16 protein-coding genes are annotated in these 21,915 nt (G+C 62.0%); all 16 read right to left on the minus strand.

Annotated elements, in window-relative coordinates; genetic code table 11:
• Nucleotides 1–11: 11 nt before the first annotated feature.
• Entirely contained in the window at nt 12–209 is a 198-nt protein-coding gene (locus AC11W3_RS18800; RefSeq protein WP_484092257.1) for a helix-turn-helix transcriptional regulator, read from the minus strand.
• Between the two features lie 395 nt (nt 210–604).
• Nucleotides 605–1,234: a pilus assembly PilX N-terminal domain-containing protein gene (locus AC11W3_RS18805; RefSeq protein ID WP_484092256.1), complete on the minus strand. Its 630-nt coding sequence runs from the start codon at nt 1,232–1,234 to the stop codon at nt 605–607.
• 16 nt (nt 1,235–1,250) lie between these two features.
• Nucleotides 1,251–2,483: a pilus assembly FimT family protein gene (locus tag AC11W3_RS18810; RefSeq protein WP_484092255.1), complete on the minus strand. Its 1,233-nt coding sequence runs from the start codon at nt 2,481–2,483 to the stop codon at nt 1,251–1,253.
• Nucleotides 2,484–2,487: 4 nt separating this feature from the next.
• Nucleotides 2,488–2,859 carry a type IV pilus modification PilV family protein gene (locus AC11W3_RS18815; protein WP_484092254.1) on the minus strand — a complete coding sequence of 124 codons (372 nt, stop codon included), beginning with the start codon at nt 2,857–2,859 and terminating at the stop codon, nt 2,488–2,490.
• Nucleotides 2,840–3,400, minus strand: coding sequence for a pilus assembly FimT family protein (locus AC11W3_RS18820; RefSeq protein ID WP_484092253.1), 561 nt, complete (start codon nt 3,398–3,400; stop codon nt 2,840–2,842). Before AC11W3_RS18820 ends, AC11W3_RS18815 begins: the two co-directional genes overlap by 20 nt.
• A 298-nt stretch (nt 3,401–3,698) precedes the next feature.
• On the minus strand, nt 3,699–4,169 hold the full coding sequence (locus tag AC11W3_RS18825) for a hypothetical protein (protein ID WP_484092252.1): 471 nt from the start codon (nt 4,167–4,169) through the stop codon (nt 3,699–3,701).
• 7 nt (nt 4,170–4,176) lie between these two features.
• Nucleotides 4,177–4,860: a hypothetical protein gene (locus AC11W3_RS18830; protein ID WP_484092251.1), complete on the minus strand. Its 684-nt coding sequence runs from the start codon at nt 4,858–4,860 to the stop codon at nt 4,177–4,179.
• Between the two features lie 35 nt (nt 4,861–4,895).
• A complete protein-coding gene (locus AC11W3_RS18835; RefSeq protein ID WP_484092250.1) occupies nt 4,896–6,212 on the minus strand; it encodes a prepilin-type N-terminal cleavage/methylation domain-containing protein in 1,317 nt (438 codons plus the stop codon).
• Between the two features lie 47 nt (nt 6,213–6,259).
• Entirely contained in the window at nt 6,260–6,658 is a 399-nt protein-coding gene (locus AC11W3_RS18840; RefSeq protein ID WP_484092249.1) for a type IV pilus modification PilV family protein, read from the minus strand.
• On the minus strand, nt 6,645–7,181 hold the full coding sequence (locus AC11W3_RS18845; protein WP_484092248.1) for a pilus assembly FimT family protein: 537 nt from the start codon (nt 7,179–7,181) through the stop codon (nt 6,645–6,647). Before AC11W3_RS18845 ends, AC11W3_RS18840 begins: the two co-directional genes overlap by 14 nt.
• Before the next feature lies 1 nt (nt 7,182).
• Entirely contained in the window at nt 7,183–14,640 is a 7,458-nt protein-coding gene (locus tag AC11W3_RS18850) for a hypothetical protein (RefSeq protein ID WP_484093534.1), read from the minus strand.
• 25 nt (nt 14,641–14,665) lie between these two features.
• Nucleotides 14,666–15,418 carry a DsbC family protein gene (locus AC11W3_RS18855; protein WP_484092246.1) on the minus strand — a complete coding sequence of 251 codons (753 nt, stop codon included), beginning with the start codon at nt 15,416–15,418 and terminating at the stop codon, nt 14,666–14,668.
• 27 nt (nt 15,419–15,445) lie between these two features.
• The gene (locus tag AC11W3_RS18860; protein WP_484093535.1) at nt 15,446–16,210 is read right to left on the minus strand and encodes a DsbC family protein; all 765 of its coding nucleotides are present in this window, start codon (nt 16,208–16,210) and stop codon (nt 15,446–15,448) included.
• Between the two features lie 212 nt (nt 16,211–16,422).
• Nucleotides 16,423–17,199 carry a prepilin peptidase gene (locus tag AC11W3_RS18865; RefSeq protein ID WP_484092260.1) on the minus strand — a complete coding sequence of 259 codons (777 nt, stop codon included), beginning with the start codon at nt 17,197–17,199 and terminating at the stop codon, nt 16,423–16,425.
• A 442-nt stretch (nt 17,200–17,641) separates the two neighbouring features.
• On the minus strand, nt 17,642–20,305 hold the full coding sequence (locus tag AC11W3_RS18870) for a valine--tRNA ligase (RefSeq protein WP_484093536.1): 2,664 nt from the start codon (nt 20,303–20,305) through the stop codon (nt 17,642–17,644).
• A 185-nt stretch (nt 20,306–20,490) separates the two neighbouring features.
• On the minus strand, nt 20,491–21,765 hold the full coding sequence (locus tag AC11W3_RS18875; protein WP_484093537.1) for a response regulator: 1,275 nt from the start codon (nt 21,763–21,765) through the stop codon (nt 20,491–20,493).
• Between the last annotated feature and the right edge of the window lie 150 nt (nt 21,766–21,915).

Raw genomic sequence — 21,915 nt, forward strand, 5'->3', positions numbered from 1 at the left:
TGGTCCTGTGCTTAGTCCTGAAAAACTTTGGCCTTCTCGGAGAGCGAGAACCCCAGGGCAAGAAGGATCTTGCGCTTGGTCTCCATCCTGCAGTCCTCGCCGCGCTCGATACGGTCTATGGTGATGGGCGAAACACCGGCCATTCGCGCCAGCTCGGCTTTGCTCATCAGACGCTCTTCACGCAATTTTTTGACACTGTTCATGATCATAAGGGACCCGCTCGACGGTCTGCACGAATTTTAACAAACATTTGCAGCAATTCAGGCAAAATGTCAAGCTATTATTGTAAATTATATATAATTACAGGTCACTATGATGCAAAAAGTGCCGACAGGCAACGAATCCGTGCCGCGGAGGGGACCGACGAGGCCGACGGGGCACTGAGAAAGAAGCGGACGGAACAGGCACAGCCCTCCCCTTTTGCCCCTCAAAGCCAGTCCTGATCATCTTTGCCAGAAGTAGGAATTGTGACGCTGTACTACGAGCAGCCATTCTGGCGCTGTGGAACCTCACAAGGTTTTCAGTGTAACAGCGGAGAGATTTTTTGCTATTGGTGACCACAATTTTTTAAGAGTCTAATAGCCGTGCGATAATGCACGGTCTCTCAGTAAGCATAGAGCACTGACAGCCGTGCCTTCTCCTGAGCCTCCCGTTCATCATCCGTCACCCTCACCCCCTGCACTGTCATGCTGTACAGGTTCGGGATGTGTCTGGGGTGGATGACCTGGTCCCTTCCGGCCACGGCATTGCCGACTTCCAGGTAGTCGAGCCCGCTCCTGTCGGTGTTCCCCGGTATGGTATCGACAATCTTGGTCGATACCTGGAAAGCGCCGGTTCCGGGACGGAGACTCTTCAGCCGAAAGATGGCATCCGGCGCATCAGCAGGGTCGGCCGAGGCTTGCCGGGCGGTGCAGGAGGTCCACTCCGCCGTGGACAGGAAGATCTTCTGGCGCAGGCAGTTGTACTGCGGCAGGAAGAGGTCGATGTCCTTGAACTTGTCCTGCAGCTGTGCCTGGGGTATCGACTCGAACACCCTGGGGAGTATTTCGTAGCTGAAGATGTCAAGGCCGCCGTGGGCCGCGGCCAGGGAGTTGTGATAACGCCTCTGGCTGGAGGATATCTTGTCCCCCGCCATAACCGAATAGAGAACGGCGGAGGCGATCACCAGGCACAGCACGCTCAGCATCAGTGCCGTCACCAGTGCCGCTCCCTTCTCATTGCCGAGGACGCGCATGGCATTCCCCCTGCTGTCACAGGTTCTTGGGCTCAACTACTATGATAAAGACCTTCCAGTGGTAGTTACGCCAGTCACTGCCGAACTTCGATGCCATGGCTGACTCGCTCCACTCGCTGCCGTAAAGCGTGCCGCCGATCTTCTCTCCCACGCGAAGCGGCATTTGCTCCGAAGGGTAAAGATAGCCAGGGTCCTTCTTTCCCTGCTGGGCCAGGATGTAGACCCGTACCTCCTTCAGTTGTTTCCGGATCTCCTCCGCCGCTGCAGAGGAAGAGGAGATAATCCCGATATGCTGATCGTCCATATTCAGGTCATTCAGATGGTAATCTATTTTGCCGTCGAGATTGGTGTCGGCCAGGAAGACCACCTGCATGTCCGCCACGCAGTTGAGGATCGGGTAAGGCGGAGGAGGGTTGCCGCCATTCTGGCTCATGACGTACTTGTACAGTATCCCCGTGTTGTCGGCGCAGATCGGATTGGTCTTGCTGCTGTCCGCGGGACGGCTTAGGTAGTAGTCGGCCCTGTTGTAGGGAAAGGCCAGCGGCTGGTCATTGCCGCCGCTGTCCTTTTTGGCCGGTGCCACGCCGTACACCAGACGGGTCTCCTCCCCGGACTTGGGCTGGAAGTTTTCAGCCACACGGTCGTTCAGCACCAGGGTGAAGGCGCTGCTCCCCGGGCCGTCGGTGACCAACTCGCGGGTGACGGCGCCGGAAACCAGGTAGGTGCTCCTCAGCACGATGGCCCGGTCGTTTTCACCGAGCTTCAACTCCTGCTCCGACTTGCTCGGCTTCAGCTCCGCGCCCCCCGGACTGTAGGCGAGGTAACTCCAGCTCCGGCAGGTCTGGTTCATGGCAAGGGGGGTCCCTTTGAGGACGAGGTAGTCCGAGCCGTTGTAGCCGACGTTGTCGCCGGTGACGATGGCCCTCGGAGCCACGGGGGGCTCGTCTCTGTAGAGGGTGGCTTCGGTGCCGGGGAAGCCCGCCACCATGGTTCCCGGGGTGGGCTCGGTGTAGGCTCCCATCCCGGGCACCGACCAGGGGAGCCCGAAGCCGGCAAGCCCCAAGTCCAGGCGCAGCAATTCCAGGCCGATCAAGCCGCCGATGTCGGTCTCCGCCGATTTCAGTAGCTGGCCCGAGCCGGTGACCATCCTGCTGAAAGAGCCGGCTATCAGGGTCATCACGATCGAAAAGATCAGCATGACAACGACCAGCTCGATCATGGTGTAGCCTCGGTCATCCCGTCGACGCATCACCTTAAAGTCTCCTGAAAGCGTAGATGTCATGGGTGGTGGTAACGTTTCTGAAGACCCACTGCACGGCCACCCTCAGCCTCTCGGCATCCCCTCCCGCGGGCAGGGTTTCACGCGTAACCAGGTACCTCCTCTCGATCCCCGACACCACCCGGGTGGCGGTGGTCAGGGGCTTGAACGAAGAGGTCTCGCGGCGTATGGCGTTCATCTGCTCTTCGGCCAGCAGCACCGCCTCGGCTCGCAGGGTATTGGCGCTTTTACGCTGGTAGGCCACCTGCATCGATTGCAAAAGCCCCAGCAGCCCGACGGTCATCACCAGCAGCGCCATCATCAGCTCGACCAGGGTGAAGCCTCTGTTACCGGATGGTGATACCATCGGAGTCGCACTCCTTTCCGGGATTCCTCTTGCCGATGCTCGCCCGCGTAACGTTGACGATTATGCTGTCGACCGCGGCATTGTTGCCGCTATCAGCGAGGCAGATCGAGCACTGCACCTTGGCCAGCCCGTTGGGTTCGAAGGTGACGGCACGCCCTTTTTCGTCGTCTCCGTTGGCGTTGCACGATACGGGAAAGCGCAGCTCGGTGCGGTTGACCGGCGCCACGCCATTGGTGTTGTCAGCCGCCGAAGAATAGACCTCGAACCGCGTGGGATAGATCTTGACCCTGGTCTCTCTCCTCTGGAAGACCGCGTTGGATCGCGCCCTCGATATTTCGGTGAAGATCATCCTGGTCTGGGCTTCGCTGCGGTACCGATTGAAGTACTGTGGGAAATTGAGGGTGGCGTAGGCAAGGAGGATGGACATTATGCCTATGACTGCAACCATCTCGACCAGAGAGTATCCCCGCTCCTGCATGTCCACTTCCCTTTCAGCCTGATCCTGAGCCTTTGCTCTCTGCCGGATTTCAGGACGCGCCATTTTAGAATGATCTCCCATGCAGGTAGTCGAGCCGGCTACCTAAGATTATCATTATCGCGGCTAATATAAAGCTTGCTGCCACGGTTTCTGTCACTGGCGGCAAAGGCGGTTTTCAAGACTCTCAGTACGGGTGTGAGATGAGATTGTGGTAGATGGAGAATGAGCAGGAGGGGATATACGGAAGGCTCCACTGGCTACTGTCACAGCTTTTCATGCGGAGGCGACCAGTGATGTGATGGGGTCATACGGGAGTCACGGGACACCGGCCCGTGACGGACAGTGCCGGGTGGAGGGAGATTCAGCGGGAACCGCTGTAGGAACGGTACCGGGCGTCTGTATTGATCCTTCTCTGCACTTCCGGGAAGGGGAGCGGAGTGGCGAGGGGGTGGCTCTGGGACGAGTTACCGACGCCGCCGCCGGACCCCTGGCCGCTGCCGGGAACAAAGGAAAAGCGACTGCTCCCGCGCGGGGATCCGCTGCGAACCGGGGCCGTAACCGGCTGCACCGGCTGCGGGGTCGGCACCGGCTGAACCGCCGCCGGCACGGGAACCGCCTCTTGCGCCTGGGGAAGCCCCGGCTGCCCCATTGCCCCCATCTGCCCGATCTCCACGGTCAGGTCTCCGCCACCGGCGGGTTTATCCTCCCGGAGCATGAAGAAGGCCGCCACGCAGAGATGCAGCAACAGCGAGCAGAAAAGGAGCAGGCGCAGCATGTGGTCAGAGGCTGCGCCGCAGTGGCAAGGATTGTGGTAATAGGTCGGCATCGCCACGAGAGGCTCAATAGGCGTAGAGCAGCGACAGGTTGGCCTTTTCGGTCGCGTTGGTGCTGCGCTCGGCCTGCACCTCCACCCTGAAGACGTAAGGGATATGCTGGGGGGTGATGTTGTTCTGGCTCTCCGCCACCCCCGCCCCCATCAGGCTGACACCGCTGATGTCTGAGTTGCCGGGGGTGGTGTCGACGATCTTGGAGTAGACCTTGAAGGGGGTCGAGCCGAGGGCGCCGGGGACGGTGAAGACCATGTCGGGGAGGTCCTTCGGCCGCAAGGAATCGGCGGTCACCCCCGAGCCCGGACTGGGGCAGTCGCTCCACGGTGGAGGACCGTTCAGTTTGGCCCTCAGGCAGGCGGCCGACACGGTGGCGTTTGCATACCCGGGGGCGATGGCGAGGTCGCCGATTCCCGGGAAGCCGGCCTGGATATCCTGGATTGCCTGGACGGGGCCGGAGATGAGGGCGTCACTCTTCATCAGAATCTTCGGTATCATGTCCTTGAGGACCATGTCGCTGCCGCCGTAGGAAGCCTGCATGGCGGTCTTGTAGCTCTTGATCACCCCGCCTTGCTTGGTCGAGAGGGTCATCAGGTAGAGAGCGGTAGAGACCACCACCAGGGAAAGAAGGGTCAGCATCAGGGAGGTCACCAGCGCGACCCCTTCTTCGTTTTTGAGGATTTTTACCAACTTCATCGCTTTCTCGCTTCCGGCCGTCCGGTGTGGCAGCCCTACTGGTTCGAGGTCAGGTTTTTCGGTCGTATCGCAAGCTTGTAAACATTCCAGCGATAGTTGCGCTTGTCGGCCGGCACCGCGAAGTTGGCGACGCTCGCCCCCAGCGGCGTCATCCCCTCTTCATCCGAGTACATCTTGACGGTGCCGGGACTGGTGTAGGAGGGGTCCTTCTTGCCGTTTTGCACCAGCAGGTAGATCTTGACCACCTTGAGCTTGGTCCTGATCTGCGCGGCGTCATTGAGCACCTTGTTGCTCATGTATGTCGAGTCAGGCGCGGGGGAACCGGTGCTGCTGAGGTTACCTCCGGCGGCGTTGGTCCAGGTGTCTACCATCCCCGATCCGGTCTTATTGGCGTCGAGTACGAAGGAACCGGTGGAATCGAAGAAGTTCCAACCGAGCACCACGTGCATCGAGGCCACGCAGTCGAGGAGCGGCTGGTACGCGACGTTGCTGCCCGTGGCATGCTGCACCACACCGCGGTAGAGGATGCCGGTTCCGGGGGCGCAGTAGTTCGGCATCATCCCGGTCCCCCCGGGAACGGCCACGAAGTAGTCGACCCGGTTGAAAGGCATGACAGGGGTGGTCCCGCCCCCGGTGATACCGTATATGTAAACGGTATCCTGCGGCGTCACCGCGCTGAAGGCCGCGGGGAGCCCCGTGGTTGCATAACTCGTCCAGTAATGACCGGTGGCGGGGTCCTTCAGGAGGTCGTAGCCGCCGTCGGAGACGGAGGTGGAACGGTCGAGCGCGATGACGACGTCACCGGGGGAGAGGTTCGGGGCGGTCGACTGGGTATTGGCGATGTTCCCGGCAGCCCAGATCTTGGGCGTCTTGGGAGGCAGGGAGGTGTAGCTTGCGTAGGTCCACCTCTGCGCTGCCGGGTGGCTCCCCAGGGAGGAGCCCTTCAATGCCAGGTAATCGCTCCCCGGCAAAAAGGTGTAGGTGATGTTGCCGCTGTCCATATCCGTCACTCCAGCCGGCATCAGTTTCCCCAGTATAGCCCGCGGGATGCGCGCCCCGATGGAAGCATCGTTGAGATCGCTGGCCGGGGCGTCGGCCGCCTCGGTGTAGGTCGGGGCTCCGCTTATGTTGTAGGAGGTGGGCAGCCCGAAACCTGCCGAGCTGATGTCGTGCCTGAGCACCTCGAGCCCCACGTTACCCTCGATGTTGCTCTCCTCCCGCTTCATGAATCCGGAGGAGTATTTGAGCAGGGTGCTGAAGGAGCTCCCTACCATCATGACGATGATGGAGAAGATGGCCATGACCATGACCATCTCGATCAGCGTGAAACCCTTCTTGCAGCTAAACCTCATATCCAAAGGCTCCCTCTCCGGGACGGCTGCTCCGCCGTCCGGTTCCTCTATTTCGATACCACCGTCGCCAGGTTGTGGCTGTACTTGGTGCCTTTATACTTCCAGCTCACCGTTATCTGCACGTTGGTCGAGTTGTCCGAGGCGTAGACGTGGGTGCGGACCGAGGAGTAGCTCGCGTAGGCGAACCCGCCGTTCAGGGGACGACGCATCGTTCCCGATCTGGTCCAGGAGCTGGCCTGGCTTACCGAGAGGTTGGCGAAAGGCTGGTTGAGCTCATGGGCCATGAGCTCGTCGCCGTAGGAGATCCCATCCCTCCGCAGATCGTTTCTCATGCTGTAGTTGATGGTGGCGTAGACCGCCTGGAAGAGCCCCAGAAGCCCAATCGTCAGGATCATGACCGCAACCATCAGTTCGGCCATAGTGAAACCGTCTTCATTGGAGAACACAGTCTACCCCCTGTATGAGTCCCACGTTGGTCTTCCCCGTCCGCACCGCCACCGCGTTTACCGCCGGGCCGGAGACTCCCGGCGCCACTGCGATGTACATGGGGGCCGAGCCGTTGGCCAGGCAGCCGCGCGCGTCGATGGAGAGGGGGGTGCCGCTGAAGGCGCTGTAGGACCCGGAGTTGAACTGCTGGATGGGGAAGGCGACCTGCTTCGAGCTGATCGTGTGCCCCGGGTCGGATTCGCTGCTGTAGCTTACGAAGGTGTAGCTCTGGGGGTTGAGCACGATGGTGCAGTTCCTCTTTGTCGTCATGGCCTGCACCCTCAGGGTGTCGAAGTCTCCCTGCATCTCCTTCACCTCTGACTCTATATGGTACTTCTGGCTCATGGCGCTGAAGTTGAGGGTGGCAAGGGCCAGCAGCACCGAGATGATGCCGATCACCCCCATCATCTCGACCAGGTTGAAGCCGTCTTCGCCGGCCAGGCCCCGAAGGAGCCCGGCCCTATTTCGATGCTCGTTGAACAACTTATTTCTCCTGTACGTGCAAGAGCTTCTTGGTCGGCGCCGGCCGGTTCAGGCCGACCATCCCCGAGCCTGTCGGCGGAACCCCCTGGATCGCCGTCGAGAGCCGGCGCAGGTTGTAGGCCTTGTTGGTCGGATCGCTGAAGGCGGTCTCCAGGTTGATCTGCTGCAGCTCTCCCGTCGAGACCTGAAGCAGGATGCTCCCTTTCATGGTCGCCGTCAAGGGGGTAGCCCCCGTGTCGTACTTGAAGGCCCAGATGTAGGTGTTGCCGCCGACCCCGCAGGGGTCCAGCGAGGGGAGGAGCGTGCTGAAGTAGACCGTCCCGTTGGTGTTGGCGTTGGGGTTGGTGATCACCCGTTCGGCATTGTAGTTGTTGCCGCCGCGGCTCTCCGAGGAGGCCAGGTTGACGTACCACCCCGTCTTGTCGTTGGCCAGGGTCGAGGCCGGCGCGGTGGAGGCGTCGCCCGTCTGGTCCTGCAGGTTCCCGAGAGAGACGGACGAGGTGCAGGCCGGGTCGAAGGAGTTGGTGTAGCCGAGCGGGGTGTAGTTAGGGCTCCCGGTGTTGGGCGAATAGCAGGGATCCGTCACCCCGTAGATCTTGAAAGGATCGGACGGGCTCGGCATATCGTTCTTGTAGAAGTAGCGGCCGGTGCCGAAGTACAGCCAGAGCTTGCCTACCGCGCCGGTGCCGGAGGTCCCCCACCTGGCCTTGGTATCTTGCAGCTTGGCCACCGAGGTGGTCACCGGGCCGATTCCGCTCACCAGCGTCGATACCGTCCAGTTGTTCGGATCAGGGTCCCCCTCGGGGTGGAGAGCGGTTTTCGTCAGCAGGCGCAGCACCCCACCGTTGGTCCAGGCGGTGGGGGCGGTCGTGGAGTTGCCCTGGGTGTAGCCTATGTACACCGCATCGTCGGTGTAGTTGCGGTCGGTGTCGATCACGGCGGTGTTAAGCGAGCCGGCGAAGGCGTAGGGCTCCGTGCGTATCTTGCGGACCAGGGCGCCGGTCGCGACGTCGACCACGTAGAGCCAGAGGTACTGGTCCGACTTGCCGTAGAAGGTGTGGGTCGAGGTCTCGATCGGGCCGGTGGGGCCGGACCCGAAGATGGCGAACCACTTGCCGTTCTTGTTGGCGGGGCCGATGCGGACGATGGCGGGCCCGCTCAGCGAGTAGCCGAGTTCTCCGTTGGCGTTGAATTCCCACAGGAGCTTGACCGCCGCCGGATTACTGGGGTCGGGGAGAATGGCCGGATTGGTGACGTCGAGCGCGAAGTAGGAGGAGTAGCCGATGTTATTGACCGGCGTCTTCACGCAGGTGCCGGTAGCCACGTTGTCGGTGCAGGTGGTCGTGCCTGCGTTGCGGGTGGCGCCGCCCAGCCCCATCCCACCTATCAGCACCGTCCGCCAGCTGGTCTTGTCCATGTCCAGGTTTCCGGAGGCGTCCACGGTAGTCATCTTCTGGCACTGATCGTAGGTGGCCGCGCTGCAGCCGGGGTAGAAGGTGTCGTTGTTGGTGGACGAGCGCGCGATGCTCATGTCGGTCAGGGTCACAGTGTTGTCCACGTAGTAGAGGTGGGTGTAGTTCGGGTCACCCAGGTACTTCAGATACGGCAGCGCGTTCATCGGGATGTAGGCCCACTCTTCCTTCCCCAACTGGCTCCCCGCGTCGGCCGTGGCGTTGTAGGGGTACCTCATCTGGGCCTTCTTGAAGTTGTCGATGACGCCGCCGGTGGTCTGAGGCGTGACGTCCAGGATGCCCAGCCGGAAGGCGTGCAGCATCCCGTCATTGCCCCCCACGAAGGTCATGCCCCGCCGCTTGTAGTTGTTCGACCCGATGAAGGACGCATAGGATCCGTCGCCGTAGCCTGTGGGGGGTGCGAGGGAGTAGGTGTTGAGGGGCACGTTCGAGTCGAGTTTCGGGGTGGAACTGACGATGTCCCCCAGTTTCCAGACATTGGCCACGTTGACGCCGTTTACGGGGATGTGAACGGTGCGCGAGCGCCAGGTGGTCCCCGGCACGTCGATTCCGGAGATGTAGTCGACCAGGGTATTGGTGTTGTCATGGAGCGCCTGGGTAGTGCTCCCGCTCACCTGCAGGTATCGCTGGGCCGTGGTGTTGCTGTTGAAACCGTCGGCATCCACGCTGCTGAAGCGCTGCAGTGTTCCGGTGACCGGGGAGCCGTCCGCGGGGGGGTCGGCGACCAGGGTATAGATCTTGCGCGGATCGGCACCCAGATCCCGCTCCCAGAGCATGCGCCCCGCCCGCCAGATACTGTTGACGTTGTCGAGGGTCGTGGTATCGAGCGCCACCATCCTCTTGCCGTCGCCGTCCATGTCACGATACCGGGTGACCGTGGCCTGGTTCTGCGAGTAGCCGAACCTGAGCACGTAGTCGGCTCTCAGGTCGAGGATCCAATCCCTGACGGTCGGGGGGGAGGTCGCGATCGTGTCCTCCCTGACCGTGCTGTTCCCCAGGTAGGGATCGAGGTAGTACCAGAAGTTCTGCAGCTCGCCCAGCCAGGTCGCCACGTCCTCGTGAGTGGTATCCGACTCGGTGTAGCTGAAGACCTTCTTCGGGAAGAACACCGCCTGCAGCAGGTTGGCCCCGCTCCCCTGGCTGTTGTTGAGGATGGAGGCCGCGGTCCCGGAAGCGGACGAGGTGGCGATCTTCTTGAACGCCCTGCGCAGTTGGTCCACCATGGTCGGGTAGGTGGTGGCGTAGTAGAGCGGGGTTTGGCCGCCGCTGCCGTTGGCTGCGGTCGTGCTCATGAGGGTGTAGGGATCGCAGCCGTCGGTGGACAGGGCATTGGGGCCGCTGTAAGCGACGTAGGTGGTGATGAACTGGTTGTTGATGCCGTGGTTCGCGGGCTGCGTCAGGTCCCTGATGTTCCGGCTGTAGCCCAGGGAGGCCAGTGCCGCCACGTTCTTGCTCCCCATGTAGTTCGGGCAGCTTCCGGCAAAGCCCGCACCTGTCGGGTTCAGGGTGGAGTTTCCGGCCAGGCTGCTGACGTGCGGATTCTGGTCGGCGGTGGAGGCGCCGTCGGTGATGATCAGGATGTTGTTGAGGTAGCAGCTTGCCGACGGCGGCGGCCTGGTGGCGTCGAAGTCGCCGGTCTGGATCCGTGTCGGCTTGGTGTCCATGCTGCTCGTGTCGGTGTTGTTGATGTAGTAGGCCATGGCGTCGTAGAAGGTCTCGGCGAACGGGGTCCACGAAGTCGCCTTCATGTCGTCCAGAACCTTGATCAGACCCGAGGTATGGTCCCCGACCGGGTCGCCTATGTACGCGCTGACCTTGCCGCCATCGGTCTTGGTGACCAGCTGGCACGACTGCCCGGAGGGGCAGTCGGAGTTGAGGTAGCAGCTGACCGGGTTAGCCGAGGCGATGGAGCCGGAGCAGGCCTTGGCGCAGGGGATGGGGCTCGTGGTGTTGTAGGTGCCATCGTTGCATTCGGTCCCGGAACCGTCGGTGTTGAAGTTGATAAGCCCGAAGCCGATGTAGTCCTTGAACTCCTGTATCAGCCCGCTGGGCGGGGTCGGCTGGTATACCTTGACCAGGTAGTCGGCCACTGCGGTCCCGAGGGCGTTGGTCCCCGCATCGATTATGAAGGAAGGGACCGTGCTGGCGGTCTGCGAGGTGAGCGTGCCGCTGGGATCGGCGACCTGGTTCTGCTGCATCTGGGAACAGAAGTCTCTGACCATGTTGTCTTCACAGGTACTGTCCCACCTGTTCGTGGAGAAGTTGTAGCAAAGGCCCAGGTAGCCGGTATCCCTGCCGTTGATCAGCGCGTGGGGCATGACGCTGGAGCAGACGGAGTCCCCGGCGTCATCGTTACGGATCAGCGCCGGGCTGTTGGCTGAGAGGGGGCCCCAGTTGGTCTGCCAGTCCTGGATGCAGTCGTTCTCCACGGTGTTCATGTTCTGGCCGTTGTAGGTCCCGTTGATCACGAAGTAGCAGACGTGAGTCATGTGGATGTAGGCGTTGGCCTTGAGGTTGACGCCGCTGCCGGTCAGGCAGTCCGTGGTGTTCCCCTGGGTGGTCCCCATCCGGTCCATGTTGGTCCAGTTGTCGATGGCGGCCTGACACGCGCCGAGCTTGTAGGGGGCGTCGTAGATGTCGATCCTGGTGGTGCCGTTTTGCACCGCCGGGTTGACGTAGTCGGGGTCCGAGGTGGTGGGGCCGCGGATGACGAAGGTGATCCCGGCGAGGTCCTCGGAGCCGGCGCTGGCCTGGGTGTTGGAGACCATCTTCACAAATCGCTTGCCCATGCAGCCGCGGGACTCCGCCACCATGGTGGTAGTGGCGGTATCGTACTTGCCTCCGGTCAGGATCAACTTCTGCAGGTCGAGCTTCGAGGTGGCCAGGTAATTGAGGAACTTGCCGCTGGCGATGAAGCCGTCGACCACGGAGCCGTCGGAGAGGGTGACGGTCGACATGGTCCTGCTCCCCGGCACACCCGCTCCCATCTGGACGCAGAAGAACGAGGTGCGGAAGGTGCAGCTGGCAGGCATCGAGGTTCCGACCGGGAGCGGCTCGAAGCGGTCGGTGGTCTTGTTGTAGCTGTAGTAGGCGGCGTTGTTGAAGTAGCCGTAATAGTTGGTGGTGGTGTCGTTGTACAGGTTGTCGTAGCACTTTCCGGTGGAGTCGTACTGCAGGTCGTACTGGCTCGCCGAGTTGTCGATCATCAGCATCAGGTTGGGGAGCACCGGGGCCTGCACGAAGGGCGGGACGATCGAGTAGTTGCCCAGCTGGAAGACGTCCTGGGTGAAGGTCGCCTGCAAAGTGCTGTTGGACCGCACGTTGGTGAAGGTGTAGCCGGTGATCACCCCCTGGGACTGCAGGCCGCTCCCGGTGTTGACGGAGACGTCCGTAATGGTCGCGGGGGGGGTCGGCGTTATGGTGAAGGGGGGGCTGTTGTTGCCGCAGACCACGCTGGCGGAAGTGGGAGAGATGGTGCCGGTGGCGATGCTCCCCGAGGGAGTGCTGAGCATCTGGGTGGAGATGACGTAGAAGGGAGTGAAGGCCCCGGCGACGGTGGCGTCGCTGTGAATGGCGGGCGTCGTATAGGTGTAGGCGCTGAACTGCGGGGTGGCGAGCTGGCTCGAGCCTCCCAGCGTTATGCCGTTGAGCACGAAGCCGCTGTTGGGCGAAAAGGTGATGGAAACGCTCTTGCCGTTGACCACGTTGATGGTCTGGCTGGTCGCCCCGGGGGCCGAGCTGCCGATGAAGCCGCCGCCGCTGGTCTGTCCGCACCCGCTGGTCGAGGCGCTGACGCTGACCTGGTAGGCCGTGTCGTAGTTGACCGAGAGGGTGTGGCCAGCGGTGCCGACGCTGGCGACGGTGTAGGTGCAGCTGGTGGCGTTGGAGGTTCCCGCCGAGGTGAAGTCGCCGCCGGGGCACTGCACGCTGCTGGTGACCACGCTGCCGTCGTAGGAGACCGAACTGATTCCCTTTCCTGCAGGCGGGATGAAATAGAAGGTCTGGGTAGAGTTGGTCGCCACACTGGCGGAGGGCACGGCGCTTGAGCCGTTGTAGGCTCCGATCTTGATGTCGCCTCCCCCTACCGTCGAGCCGCTGATCACTACGTTGCCGGCCAGGACGAAGTTGGCGGTCAGGGCCTGGTTGCTGGTCCCCATGCCGAACTGGTAGGAGGTCCCCGAGCAGGAGTAGCCCCCGGGATTGAGGGGTGTGGAGCTGCCGGCAGGGCTGACCGAGACCCCCAGCAGGGCGTAGCCGACCGCGGGAGTCATGGCATAGTAGGCCGTCGTGTTCTGCCCCCAGGTGTTGGTGCCGTTGCAGCTGGTGATGGTCCCGCCGGCGGGCGAAACCGCACCGTTCGTCTGCACCGTCGGTGTGACCGTCTTGGCCGTGGCGAAGTAGGCCGTCAGGGCCTGGGCGCTGACCCCCACGTTAAAGGTAAAGGGGCTGGCGCAGGTGTATCCCGTGGGCGGAGGTGTCACCGACGAGTTGTAAGGTCCTCCGGTCGGGCCCGCAGAGATGGTCGACAGGACATAGCCGCTGGCCGGTGTGATGGCATAGGTGGCCGTGGCATTGTCGGTCCAGACGTCGCTGCCGTTGTTGTTGCAGCTGGAGATTGTCCCCCCGCCGGAATTGGCCGGGGCGTCGAGGGTGCCATCGGTGTAGGTGGTCTTGGTGACGGAGTCCCCGTGAACGTAGGTTACCGTCAGGGTCTGGTTGGAGGAGTTTAGCGGAAAGATGAGACCGCCGCAGGTGGCGCCGGTCGGCCCGCTGAGATTGGTGGAAAAGCTCCCCGGGTTGACGGCCACCGCGCTGACCACGTATCCGTTGGGCGGGATGATGGAGTACGAGGCATTGCCAAGGCTCAGCCAGGTATTGGTGCAGCCAGAGCCGCAGCAGGCCACGGTGCCGGTGCCTCCGACCTGGTTGACCGTGACGGAGTTGAGCCCCTGGGTGTAGGCGGCGGTCACGGTGCAGGCGCCGGTGATGTTCCCGGTGGTGTAGGTGCTCCCCGAGAGGGTGCCGCTGCCGCAGCCGTTAGTGCCGGAGAAGGTGACATTGTAACCGGCGACCGGGGCGACCGTGAAGCTGGTCGTGGTGTTGTAGACGACGCCAGTTTTGGAGGAGGGGGAGATGCTTGCACCGGCGGGGTATCCCGCCGCCAGGGTGGAGGTGACCGTGAAGGTCTGGATCGCCGTGCTGGCTGTCACCGTACAGGCCGAAGTGACGGCCCCCGTGGTAAAGGTCCCGGTGCCGCTGTTCCAGGTGCCGCCGCAGCCGGAGACCCCGGTAATGTTGTAGCCGGCGGCGGGGACGACCGCGAAAGAGGTATTCGATCCGTAATTGACCGTGGCCGAGGCGGGGCTGAAGGTCACGTTGCTGCCGGCCGTGGTGACGGCGCTGGTCTTGATGATGGTCGACGCGGTTACCGTGCAGTTACCGGTTACCGCCCCCGTCGTGTAGGTGTTGGTTGAGCCGTTCCAGGAGCCGCCGCAGCCGGAAACCGAACTGATGTTGTACCCGGTTGCCGGGGTAACGGACAACGCGGTCGACGACCCGCTGGCTATGGTGGTGGTGGCCGGGTTGAAGGTGACGTTGGTGCCGGAGGTGCTGATATTGACAGCAACCGCGAAGGTCGCGACGACGGTGTTGTTGTACGGGGCAGTCGTGTCGTTGTTGATGAGGGTGTAGGTGTAGGTGGTCGCTCCGCCGCTGACGGCGGTGGTATGGGAGCTGTTGAGGATGTTTACGTTGTTCTGGGTGAGCGCGGTCAGTATGTACCCGGAGTTGGCGGTTACAGAGCAGGTCACACTCTGGTTCCCGCCGTAGCTGGCGTCCCCGGTGATGCTGCCGCCGCCTGGAGCCGATGAGGCAGAGGTGCTGTAGAAGAAGTTGTACCAGGAAGCTTCTGCACTTCCTACCGTGACCGCGCAAAGGAGCAGGGCCAAAAAAAGCATCTGGAAAATTGGCTTCGACGTGGGCTTCATAGCTGGGTATGCCTCTCTTTCCTCATTACAAGCTGCTGTCCAGAAGACTCCTTAACTGCGTCGCACTCTTGACTCCCGTCACCAGCAGTCCGTCCGGGAAAACCATGGAAGGCGTGGCGCCGATGCCAAGACTGTCGGCCAGCCTGATACTATCGTCAACCGGCTCCGCCGGGTCCGCGGGACCAGGGAGCGGGAGTTCCTCGCCGGCGAAGGCCCGGTCCAGCATCTTCACCGATTTCCCGCCCAGGATCACCCTCGCCTTGTCGTAGGCCTTCGGATGCGACTTCAACGGGAACATCTTCACGTAGATCGCGAGCTCCGGCTCCATGTAGGTCAGCTTCTCCAGCTCCCAGTGGAGCTGGGCGCAGAACGGGCAATCGGGGTCGGTGAAGACGAAAAGCCTCTTCTTCCCTTTCGGGTTTCCCAGCACGATGGAGCCGGCCGTGGGGAGCGAGGCGACGTCGATCTTCGTTTCCCGCGGAGGACGAGCCGAGTGCCCCCCGACCAGGGTCTTGCTGGCGATGTCGAAGACGGGGCCGGGCACCAGGTGCTTTTTCTCATGATCGAGATAGGCGACCGAGCGCTCCCCGGACCTCTCCATGACCAGCTCCCACATCCCGCTTATCGGCGCCTCCCTTACTTCCTTTACCTCGATGCCCAGACCGGTCAGCAGGGTATTGGCCTCGGAGACGGTAAGCTTGTCGGGAAGATCGGCGCCCAGCGCCAGGGCCGGGACCGCCACCAGTACGAGCAGTATGTTAGCTAAAGTCCGCGTCATGAAATTCCTTGCCGTGACCTGTCAGTCCTACTTCAGCAGACGCTGCACGTCTCGCGCCTCACGGAAGCCCGGGACGATCTTGCCGTCCGGCAGCACCAGGGTGGGAGTCGCATTGATCCCCACCGACTCGGCGAAGCGGATAACGTCATCAACAGGCTTCTTCGCGTCGCGTACTCCCGGCGACGGGAGGGGCTTGCCGGAATAGGAGTCCTCCAGCAGCTTGAGCGATCCCTGGCCCAGGATGACCCGCGACTTGTCGTAGGCGTGCGGATGCATCTTCAGGGGGAAGAGCTTGATGTATATGGCCAGGTCCGGTTCCATGGCCACCAGCTTCTGCAACTCCGTGTGCATCTTCGAGCAGTACGGGCACTCCGGATCGGTGAAGACGAAGAGGCGTTTTTTTCCCTTCGGGTTGCCCATCACCAGCGCGTGGTCCGTGGTCAGGGCGGCCGGGTCGAGGTGCTCCGCAGCCTTGGGCGCAGAGGGCGCGCCGACCACCTGGCGGGAGGCGATGTCGTAGATCTGGCCGCCCATCAGGTGTTTCTTCCCGTAGTCGAGGTAAGCGGTGGCGGTCTTCCCTTCCCTCTCCAGCGTCACCTCGTACAGCCCGCGGACCGCGGCTGGTTTCACCGTCTTCACGGTGCCGAGATCCTTCAAGAGGCCGTTGGCTTCCTGCACGGTGATGGCGTGGCACGAGGCACAGTCCCCGCCGCACCCTTCGGACATGGCAAAGGCGGGAGCCGCAAAGACGACCAGCCCCACCGCAATAATGAAACCTTTTATAGCTGACATTGCTTCCTCTACACTCTTTGTGTTGTGATTCCCGCGGGATGAGTTGCGACCGCTAAACCGCCCCCTGCCGCGGCTGGGGCAAAGTTAATGAGGGATAATACCATAGCGGCCGTCAAAAAAACCACGTCTTTTTTTGCCGGAGGCTTGCCAGCCCCTTGAAGGCATCACCTTTGTGGGCTCCCCGCTCTCCTTGAGGGAGGGGGCGGGCTGCCTCATCTCCCGATGTTCAGATACCACCAGATGATCTGGCGTCCATAGAATATGTAGATCACCGCCGCGCTCGCCAGGAAGGGGCCGAACGGGATGGCGAAGGTGGAGTCCTTCTTCTGGGCCATCATCACCGAGACCCCGATGACAGAGCCGATCAGCGACGACGCGAAGATAATGAACAGGACCGCCTTCCAGCCGAAGAAGGCTCCCATCATGGCGAGAAGCTTGATGTCCCCTCCCCCCATGCCGTCCTTCTTGGTGACCAGGTGGTAGCCGTAGGCCACCAGCAACAGGCTTCCGCCGCCGGCAAGGATGCCGACCAGCGAGTTGAGCCAGCCGTGATTGGGAACGAAAAAGGAGACCACGAAGCCGACCACGATACCGGGAAGGGTGATCGAGTCGGGGATGATCTGGTGCTCCAGGTCGATGAAGGTGATGACGACCAGGGCGCAGCATAAGATGAAGAGGACGGCGAAGCTTAAGCCGAGGCCGAATTTGAGGAAGAGCCCCAGGGCCAGGAGAGCGTTAAGAAGTTCCACGGCGGGGTACTGGATGGAGATGGGCTCCCCGCAGCGGCGGCAGCGCCCCCGCAGGAGAAGGTAGCTCAGGATGGGGATGTTGTCGTACCAGCGGATTTTGTAGTCGCACTTCGTGCAGTGGGATGGTGGGGAGACGACAGATTCCCCCCTGGGCATGCGGCAGATACAGACGTTCAGGAAGGAGCCGACTACCGCGCCGATGGCAAAGGCGAAAAAGCCAAAGATGATGACAGGTGAGATCAAACGAGCCTCCAAGCTATGCAGCACCAAAGTGCCTTCGGCAGTATAGCGAAACGGGAAAAAATTTCATAGAGATATTTTCCAATGAGAGACGGTCCCATCGAGACAACCGGACAGCCAGCAATTACGAGTTACACCAAAGAAGGAGCGTCCCCTCTCTCCCCGTGAGAGGATCGGGCTTGCGCGCAGAGCCCTTCGTGCTGAGCCTGTCGAAGGTTCGCGCCCGTGAGGGCGCTCCTACGCAAACCGCTCCAGAGTTTATAAGAGCCTTTCGTGCTGAGTTTGTCGAAGGTTCGCGCCCGGGAGGGCGCTCCTACAGACGTTACAGGAGCCGTTCGGTTTTCCCGGGCCAATGGTTTTGAAGCTTTACAAAAAAGCCGCTGCCCCGGGGTCCCGGAAGCAGCGGCATATGAAATTTAAAGATCATGAAGGGGTGCGGTTCCTAGCGGAGGCGCTGAATCTTGACCAGGCTCTCTTCCAGCACCGTCTTCTTGTTCTCGAACTCGGCGATCTTCTCGCGCTCCTTCTCGACCACGTCCGCCGGCGCCCGCTCCACGAAGCTCGGGTTCTGCAGCTTCTTGGAAAGGAAGTCGATGTCCTTGTCGATCTTGGCGATCTCCTTGTTGAGCCGCTTTTCCTCTTCCTCGACGTTGACCAGGCCGCGCAGCGGAACGAGGATCTCCACGTCCCCCGCCACCTGCAGCGATACCTCCGCCGGCCGCTCGACACCCTGCCCGATGGCCAGGTCGGAAAGCCGGGCTAGGCTCATGATGTAGGCCTCGTTCTTCTTCAGGAGGGCCAGGCTCTCCTGGGACTTGCAGTCCAGCAGGGCCGCGATCTGCTTGCTGGGCGGCACCTCCATCTCGCCGCGGATGTTCCTGATCCCCTTGATGACGTCCATGACCAGCTCCATCTCGGTCGCCGCGCTGCCGAATCCCGACCACTCCTCGCGGGGCTTCGGATAGGCTGCCAGCATGACCGACTCGCCATCGCCGACCTTGGGCAGGGCCTGCCAGATCTCCTCGGTGATGAAGGGCATGAAGGGGTGCAGCAGGCGCAGCAGGTTCTCCAGAACCAGCCAGAGCACGTACTTCGCCGTGGCCTGCCGCTCGCTGTCACCCTTGTAGAGGTCGTCCTTGACCAGCTCGATGTACCAGTCGCAGAACTCGCTCCAGGTGAAACGGTAGAGATCACCGGCGGCCTCGTTGAACTTGAAGGAGGTGAGAGCCTCGTCGACGGAAACCGCCGCTTCGTTGAGACGGAAGAGGATCCACTTGTCCGCGTTGGAGAGCTTCAGTTTCGAGGCATCGACCGCGTTGGGATCGAAACCTTCCAGGTTCATCATGGCGAACCGGGAGGCGTTCCAGATCTTGTTGGCGAAATTGCGGTAGCCGGCGATCCGTTCCTCGGCGAGCTTCACGTCCCTCCCCTGTGCCGCGAAGGCGGCCAGCGTGAAGCGGAAGGCGTCGGTGCCGTAGGCGTCGATCACGGTGAGGGGGTCGATCACGTTCCCCTTGGACTTGCTCATCTTCTGCCCCTGGGCGTCGCGCACCAGGGCGTGGATGTAGACGTCCTTGAAGGGGACGTCGCCCATGAAGTGCAGCCCCATCATCATCATGCGGGCCACCCAGAAGAAGAGGATGTCGAAGCCGGTGACCAGCGTGGAGGTCGGGTAGAAGGCCGCCAGTTCGGGGGTCTTGTCGGGCCAGCCCAGGGTCGAGAAGGGCCAAAGGGCCGAGGAGAACCAGGTGTCGAGGACGTCGGTCTCCTGGCGGATCTCGTCTGAGCCGCACTTCTCGCACTTGGTCGGATCTTCCTTGGCCACGGTGATGCCGCCGCAATGGTCGCAGAACCAGGCCGGAATCCGGTGTCCCCACCAGATCTGGCGCGAGATGCACCAATCCCTGATGTTTTCCATCCAGTCGTAGTAGGTATTCTCCCACTGCTGGGGCACTATTTTGGTGCGGCCGTCCTTCACCGCGGCGAGCGCCGGCTCCGCCAAGGGACCTACCTTCACGTACCACTGCAGGGAGAGGTACGGCTCGACCACGGTCTTGCAGCGGTAGCAGCCGCCGACCGACAGCGCGTGGTCCTGGATCTTCTCCAGCAGCCCGGCGGCCTCGAGATCGGCCACCACCTGTTTCCTGGCGGTGAAACGGTCCATTCCCTCGTACTGCTTCCCTGCGGCGTTAACCACGCCCGACTCGTCGAAGACGTTGATCCTGTCCAGGTTGTGGCGCAGGCCGACCTCGAAGTCGTTGAAGTCGTGGGCCGGGGTGATCTTGACCACGCCGGTGCCGAACTCGAGGTCGACATAGTCGTCGGCGACGATGGGGATCTCCCGGTTGACCAGCGGGAGCATCACCTTCTTGCCGACCAGGTGGGTGTAGCGCTCGTCGTTCGGGTTGACGGCGACCGCCGTATCGCCCAGCATCGTTTCCGGGCGGGTGGTAGCCACGATCAGCACCTCGTCGCTCCCCACCACCGGGTAGCGCAGGTGCCACATGTTCCCCGCCTTCTCCTCGTGCTCGACCTCGATGTCCGAGAGCGCGGTATGGCAGCGTGGGCACCAGTTGATCAGGCGGTTATCGCGGTAGATCAGCCCCTCCTCGTAGAGGCGGACGAAAACCTCGCGCACGGCCTTGGAAAGCCCCGCGTCCATGGTGAAGCGCTCGCGCTCCCAGTCGCAGGAGGCGCCGAGCCTCTTCAGCTGGCCGATGATCTGGCCGCCGGACTCGCCCTTCCACTGCCAGACCCGCTCGATGAAGCCGTCGCGGCCGAGTTCGAAGCGGTCCTTCCCCTCGCTGGCCAGTTGGCGCTCCACCACGTTCTGGGTGGCGATCCCCGCATGGTCGGTGCCGGGCATCCAGAGGACGTTGTAGCCGCTCATCCGCTTCCAGCGGCACAGGATGTCCTGCAGGGTATTGTTCAGCGCGTGCCCCATGTGGAGCACCCCGGTGATGTTTGGGGGGGGGATGACTATGCTGTAGGACGGTTTGTCGGAGGGGACGGTGGCGTGGAAGTAACCCTTCTCTTCCCACACCTGGTACCATTTCTGCTCAACACTCTGGGGCTCGTAAACCTTTTCCAGTTCTTTCTTTGCCATCTAATCAACCTCTTATGAATTTCAATGTCGTCAGACTCAGTTTTAATTCAAATCCCCCCCAGCCCCCCTTTTTCAAAGGGGGGAGCAGGGGAGGGGGTATGCAGCATTAAAAAAGGGGATCGTGAAATCCCCTTTCCTTGTCTCGCATTAGGATATTACATCCTGAAGGGGAAGCGCAATCCCGTCTACCCCCGGACGCCGTCCTTCAGCTTCTTGATCTCTTCCTTGATCAGCACTTCGGCCAGATCGGGCACCACTTCCCACACGATCCGCTCGATCACTTCCCTCGATATCTTAGAGAGGGCTGCTATCAGATCCGCCTCGCTCAAAGCGGCTGCCGCAGGCTGGGCGGGCGCGGCGGAGACCTCGGGAGCGAAGGCGGGTGCCGCTTGCTGCTCGAAAGGAGTGGGCGCGGCGAATTCAAGAGGAACCGCCTGGGGTTCCACGGACGGAATCGGTTGGGCCGGCGCGGCCTGGGGGGCAGCTTCCACGGGAGCCGGTTCAAGCACGTCCTCCTCGAATGAGAAGGGCTCATATTCCGGCAACTGAAGGGCCTCCTGCTCCAGTGCCGTTGCCGGCTCTGAAGTCAACTCGAACGGTTCCTCTTCGAAGGAGAAGAGTTCGTCGGCGGAAGGCTGCGCCTCCGGCTCCGCGACCAGTTCGAGCGGCGGTCCTGTCTCCTCGACCTCGTCCCCCTCTTCCTCGAAGGTGAACAATTCCTCGGCCTCGTACTCGCCCTCAGGTTCGATTACCCCGAACCCCTCAGGGGCTGCCGTCGGTGCCTCCGCCTGCTCTTCCAGTTCGAAGGCCCCCCACAGGTCGTCCTCGTAGGTCGCCTCCAGGATCTCCTCTTGTGGCGCGGCGGGCGGGGCCTGGGGAGGAGCGAAGGAGGGCGCGGCCGGAGCCGGCTCGGCGAAGGCTTCGTCAAAGGAAGGGGTCGCAGCCGGCTCAGCCGGAGCCGGTTTTCCCGGAGCGGGCTCGGCAAAGGAGGTCATGGTGTCAAGCGAAGTGAGGTCGCCCCAGACGTCCTCCGCGGCCGAGGCGGCAGGCTGAGGCGCAGCGGCAGGTGCGGGGGCACCTTTCCTGCTCTTGCCAACCTCCAGCAGTTCCTTGACCTTTTCGATCAGCTGCTGCGATTCGAAGGGCTTGGTGATGGTGGCGTCGGCGCCGCAGCTGCGGGCCTTATCCTCGTCGAGGGGTTCGAAGGCGCCGATCAGGAGCAGCAGCGGGATCGAGCCCAGCTTCGGGTCGCGGCGGATCTCCGTGCATACCTCGTAGCCAGTCTTTCCCGGCATCAGCGCATCCACCAGCATCAGGTCAGGCTGGATCTCGCGGGCCTTGTCGAGGGCGGCATTGCCGTTGTCGACGACGGTCAGCTCGAACTCCTCGTTGGCAAAGATGATCGCCACGACCTTCTGGATGGTGATGCTGTCATCGGCCAGGATCAGTCTATTGCCCATCTATCCCCCCTCTACTAGAACCCTGCTCGGCAGGCTTTTGTGCTGTGCTAAGACTCCCAGTGAGAAAGGAGCTGGAAGATCGTTGTCTATGGCTGGAAAAAAAGGGTGTCATTTGCCGACACGGAATGCGGCCTGATAGAGAAAAAAACG

The sequence above is a fragment of the Geomonas sp. genome (genome assembly GCF_056994735.1).

Coding starts and splice junctions, on each gene's coding strand:
- AC11W3_RS18800 (WP_484092257.1), bottom strand. CDS start 209: ATGATCATGAACAGTGTCAAAAAATTGCGTGAAGAGCGTCTGATGAGC.
- AC11W3_RS18805 (WP_484092256.1), bottom strand. CDS start 1,234: ATGCGCGTCCTCGGCAATGAGAAGGGAGCGGCACTGGTGACGGCACTG.
- AC11W3_RS18810 (WP_484092255.1), bottom strand. CDS start 2,483: ATGCGTCGACGGGATGACCGAGGCTACACCATGATCGAGCTGGTCGTT.
- AC11W3_RS18815 (WP_484092254.1), bottom strand. CDS start 2,859: ATGGTATCACCATCCGGTAACAGAGGCTTCACCCTGGTCGAGCTGATG.
- AC11W3_RS18820 (WP_484092253.1), bottom strand. CDS start 3,400: ATGGCGCGTCCTGAAATCCGGCAGAGAGCAAAGGCTCAGGATCAGGCT.
- AC11W3_RS18830 (WP_484092251.1), bottom strand. CDS start 4,860: ATGAAGTTGGTAAAAATCCTCAAAAACGAAGAAGGGGTCGCGCTGGTG.
- AC11W3_RS18835 (WP_484092250.1), bottom strand. CDS start 6,212: ATGAGGTTTAGCTGCAAGAAGGGTTTCACGCTGATCGAGATGGTCATG.
- AC11W3_RS18850 (WP_484093534.1), bottom strand. CDS start 14,640: ATGAAGCCCACGTCGAAGCCAATTTTCCAGATGCTTTTTTTGGCCCTG.
- AC11W3_RS18855 (WP_484092246.1), bottom strand. CDS start 15,418: ATGACGCGGACTTTAGCTAACATACTGCTCGTACTGGTGGCGGTCCCG.
- AC11W3_RS18860 (WP_484093535.1), bottom strand. CDS start 16,210: ATGTCAGCTATAAAAGGTTTCATTATTGCGGTGGGGCTGGTCGTCTTT.
- AC11W3_RS18870 (WP_484093536.1), bottom strand. CDS start 20,305: ATGGCAAAGAAAGAACTGGAAAAGGTTTACGAGCCCCAGAGTGTTGAG.
- AC11W3_RS18875 (WP_484093537.1), bottom strand. CDS start 21,765: ATGGGCAATAGACTGATCCTGGCCGATGACAGCATCACCATCCAGAAG.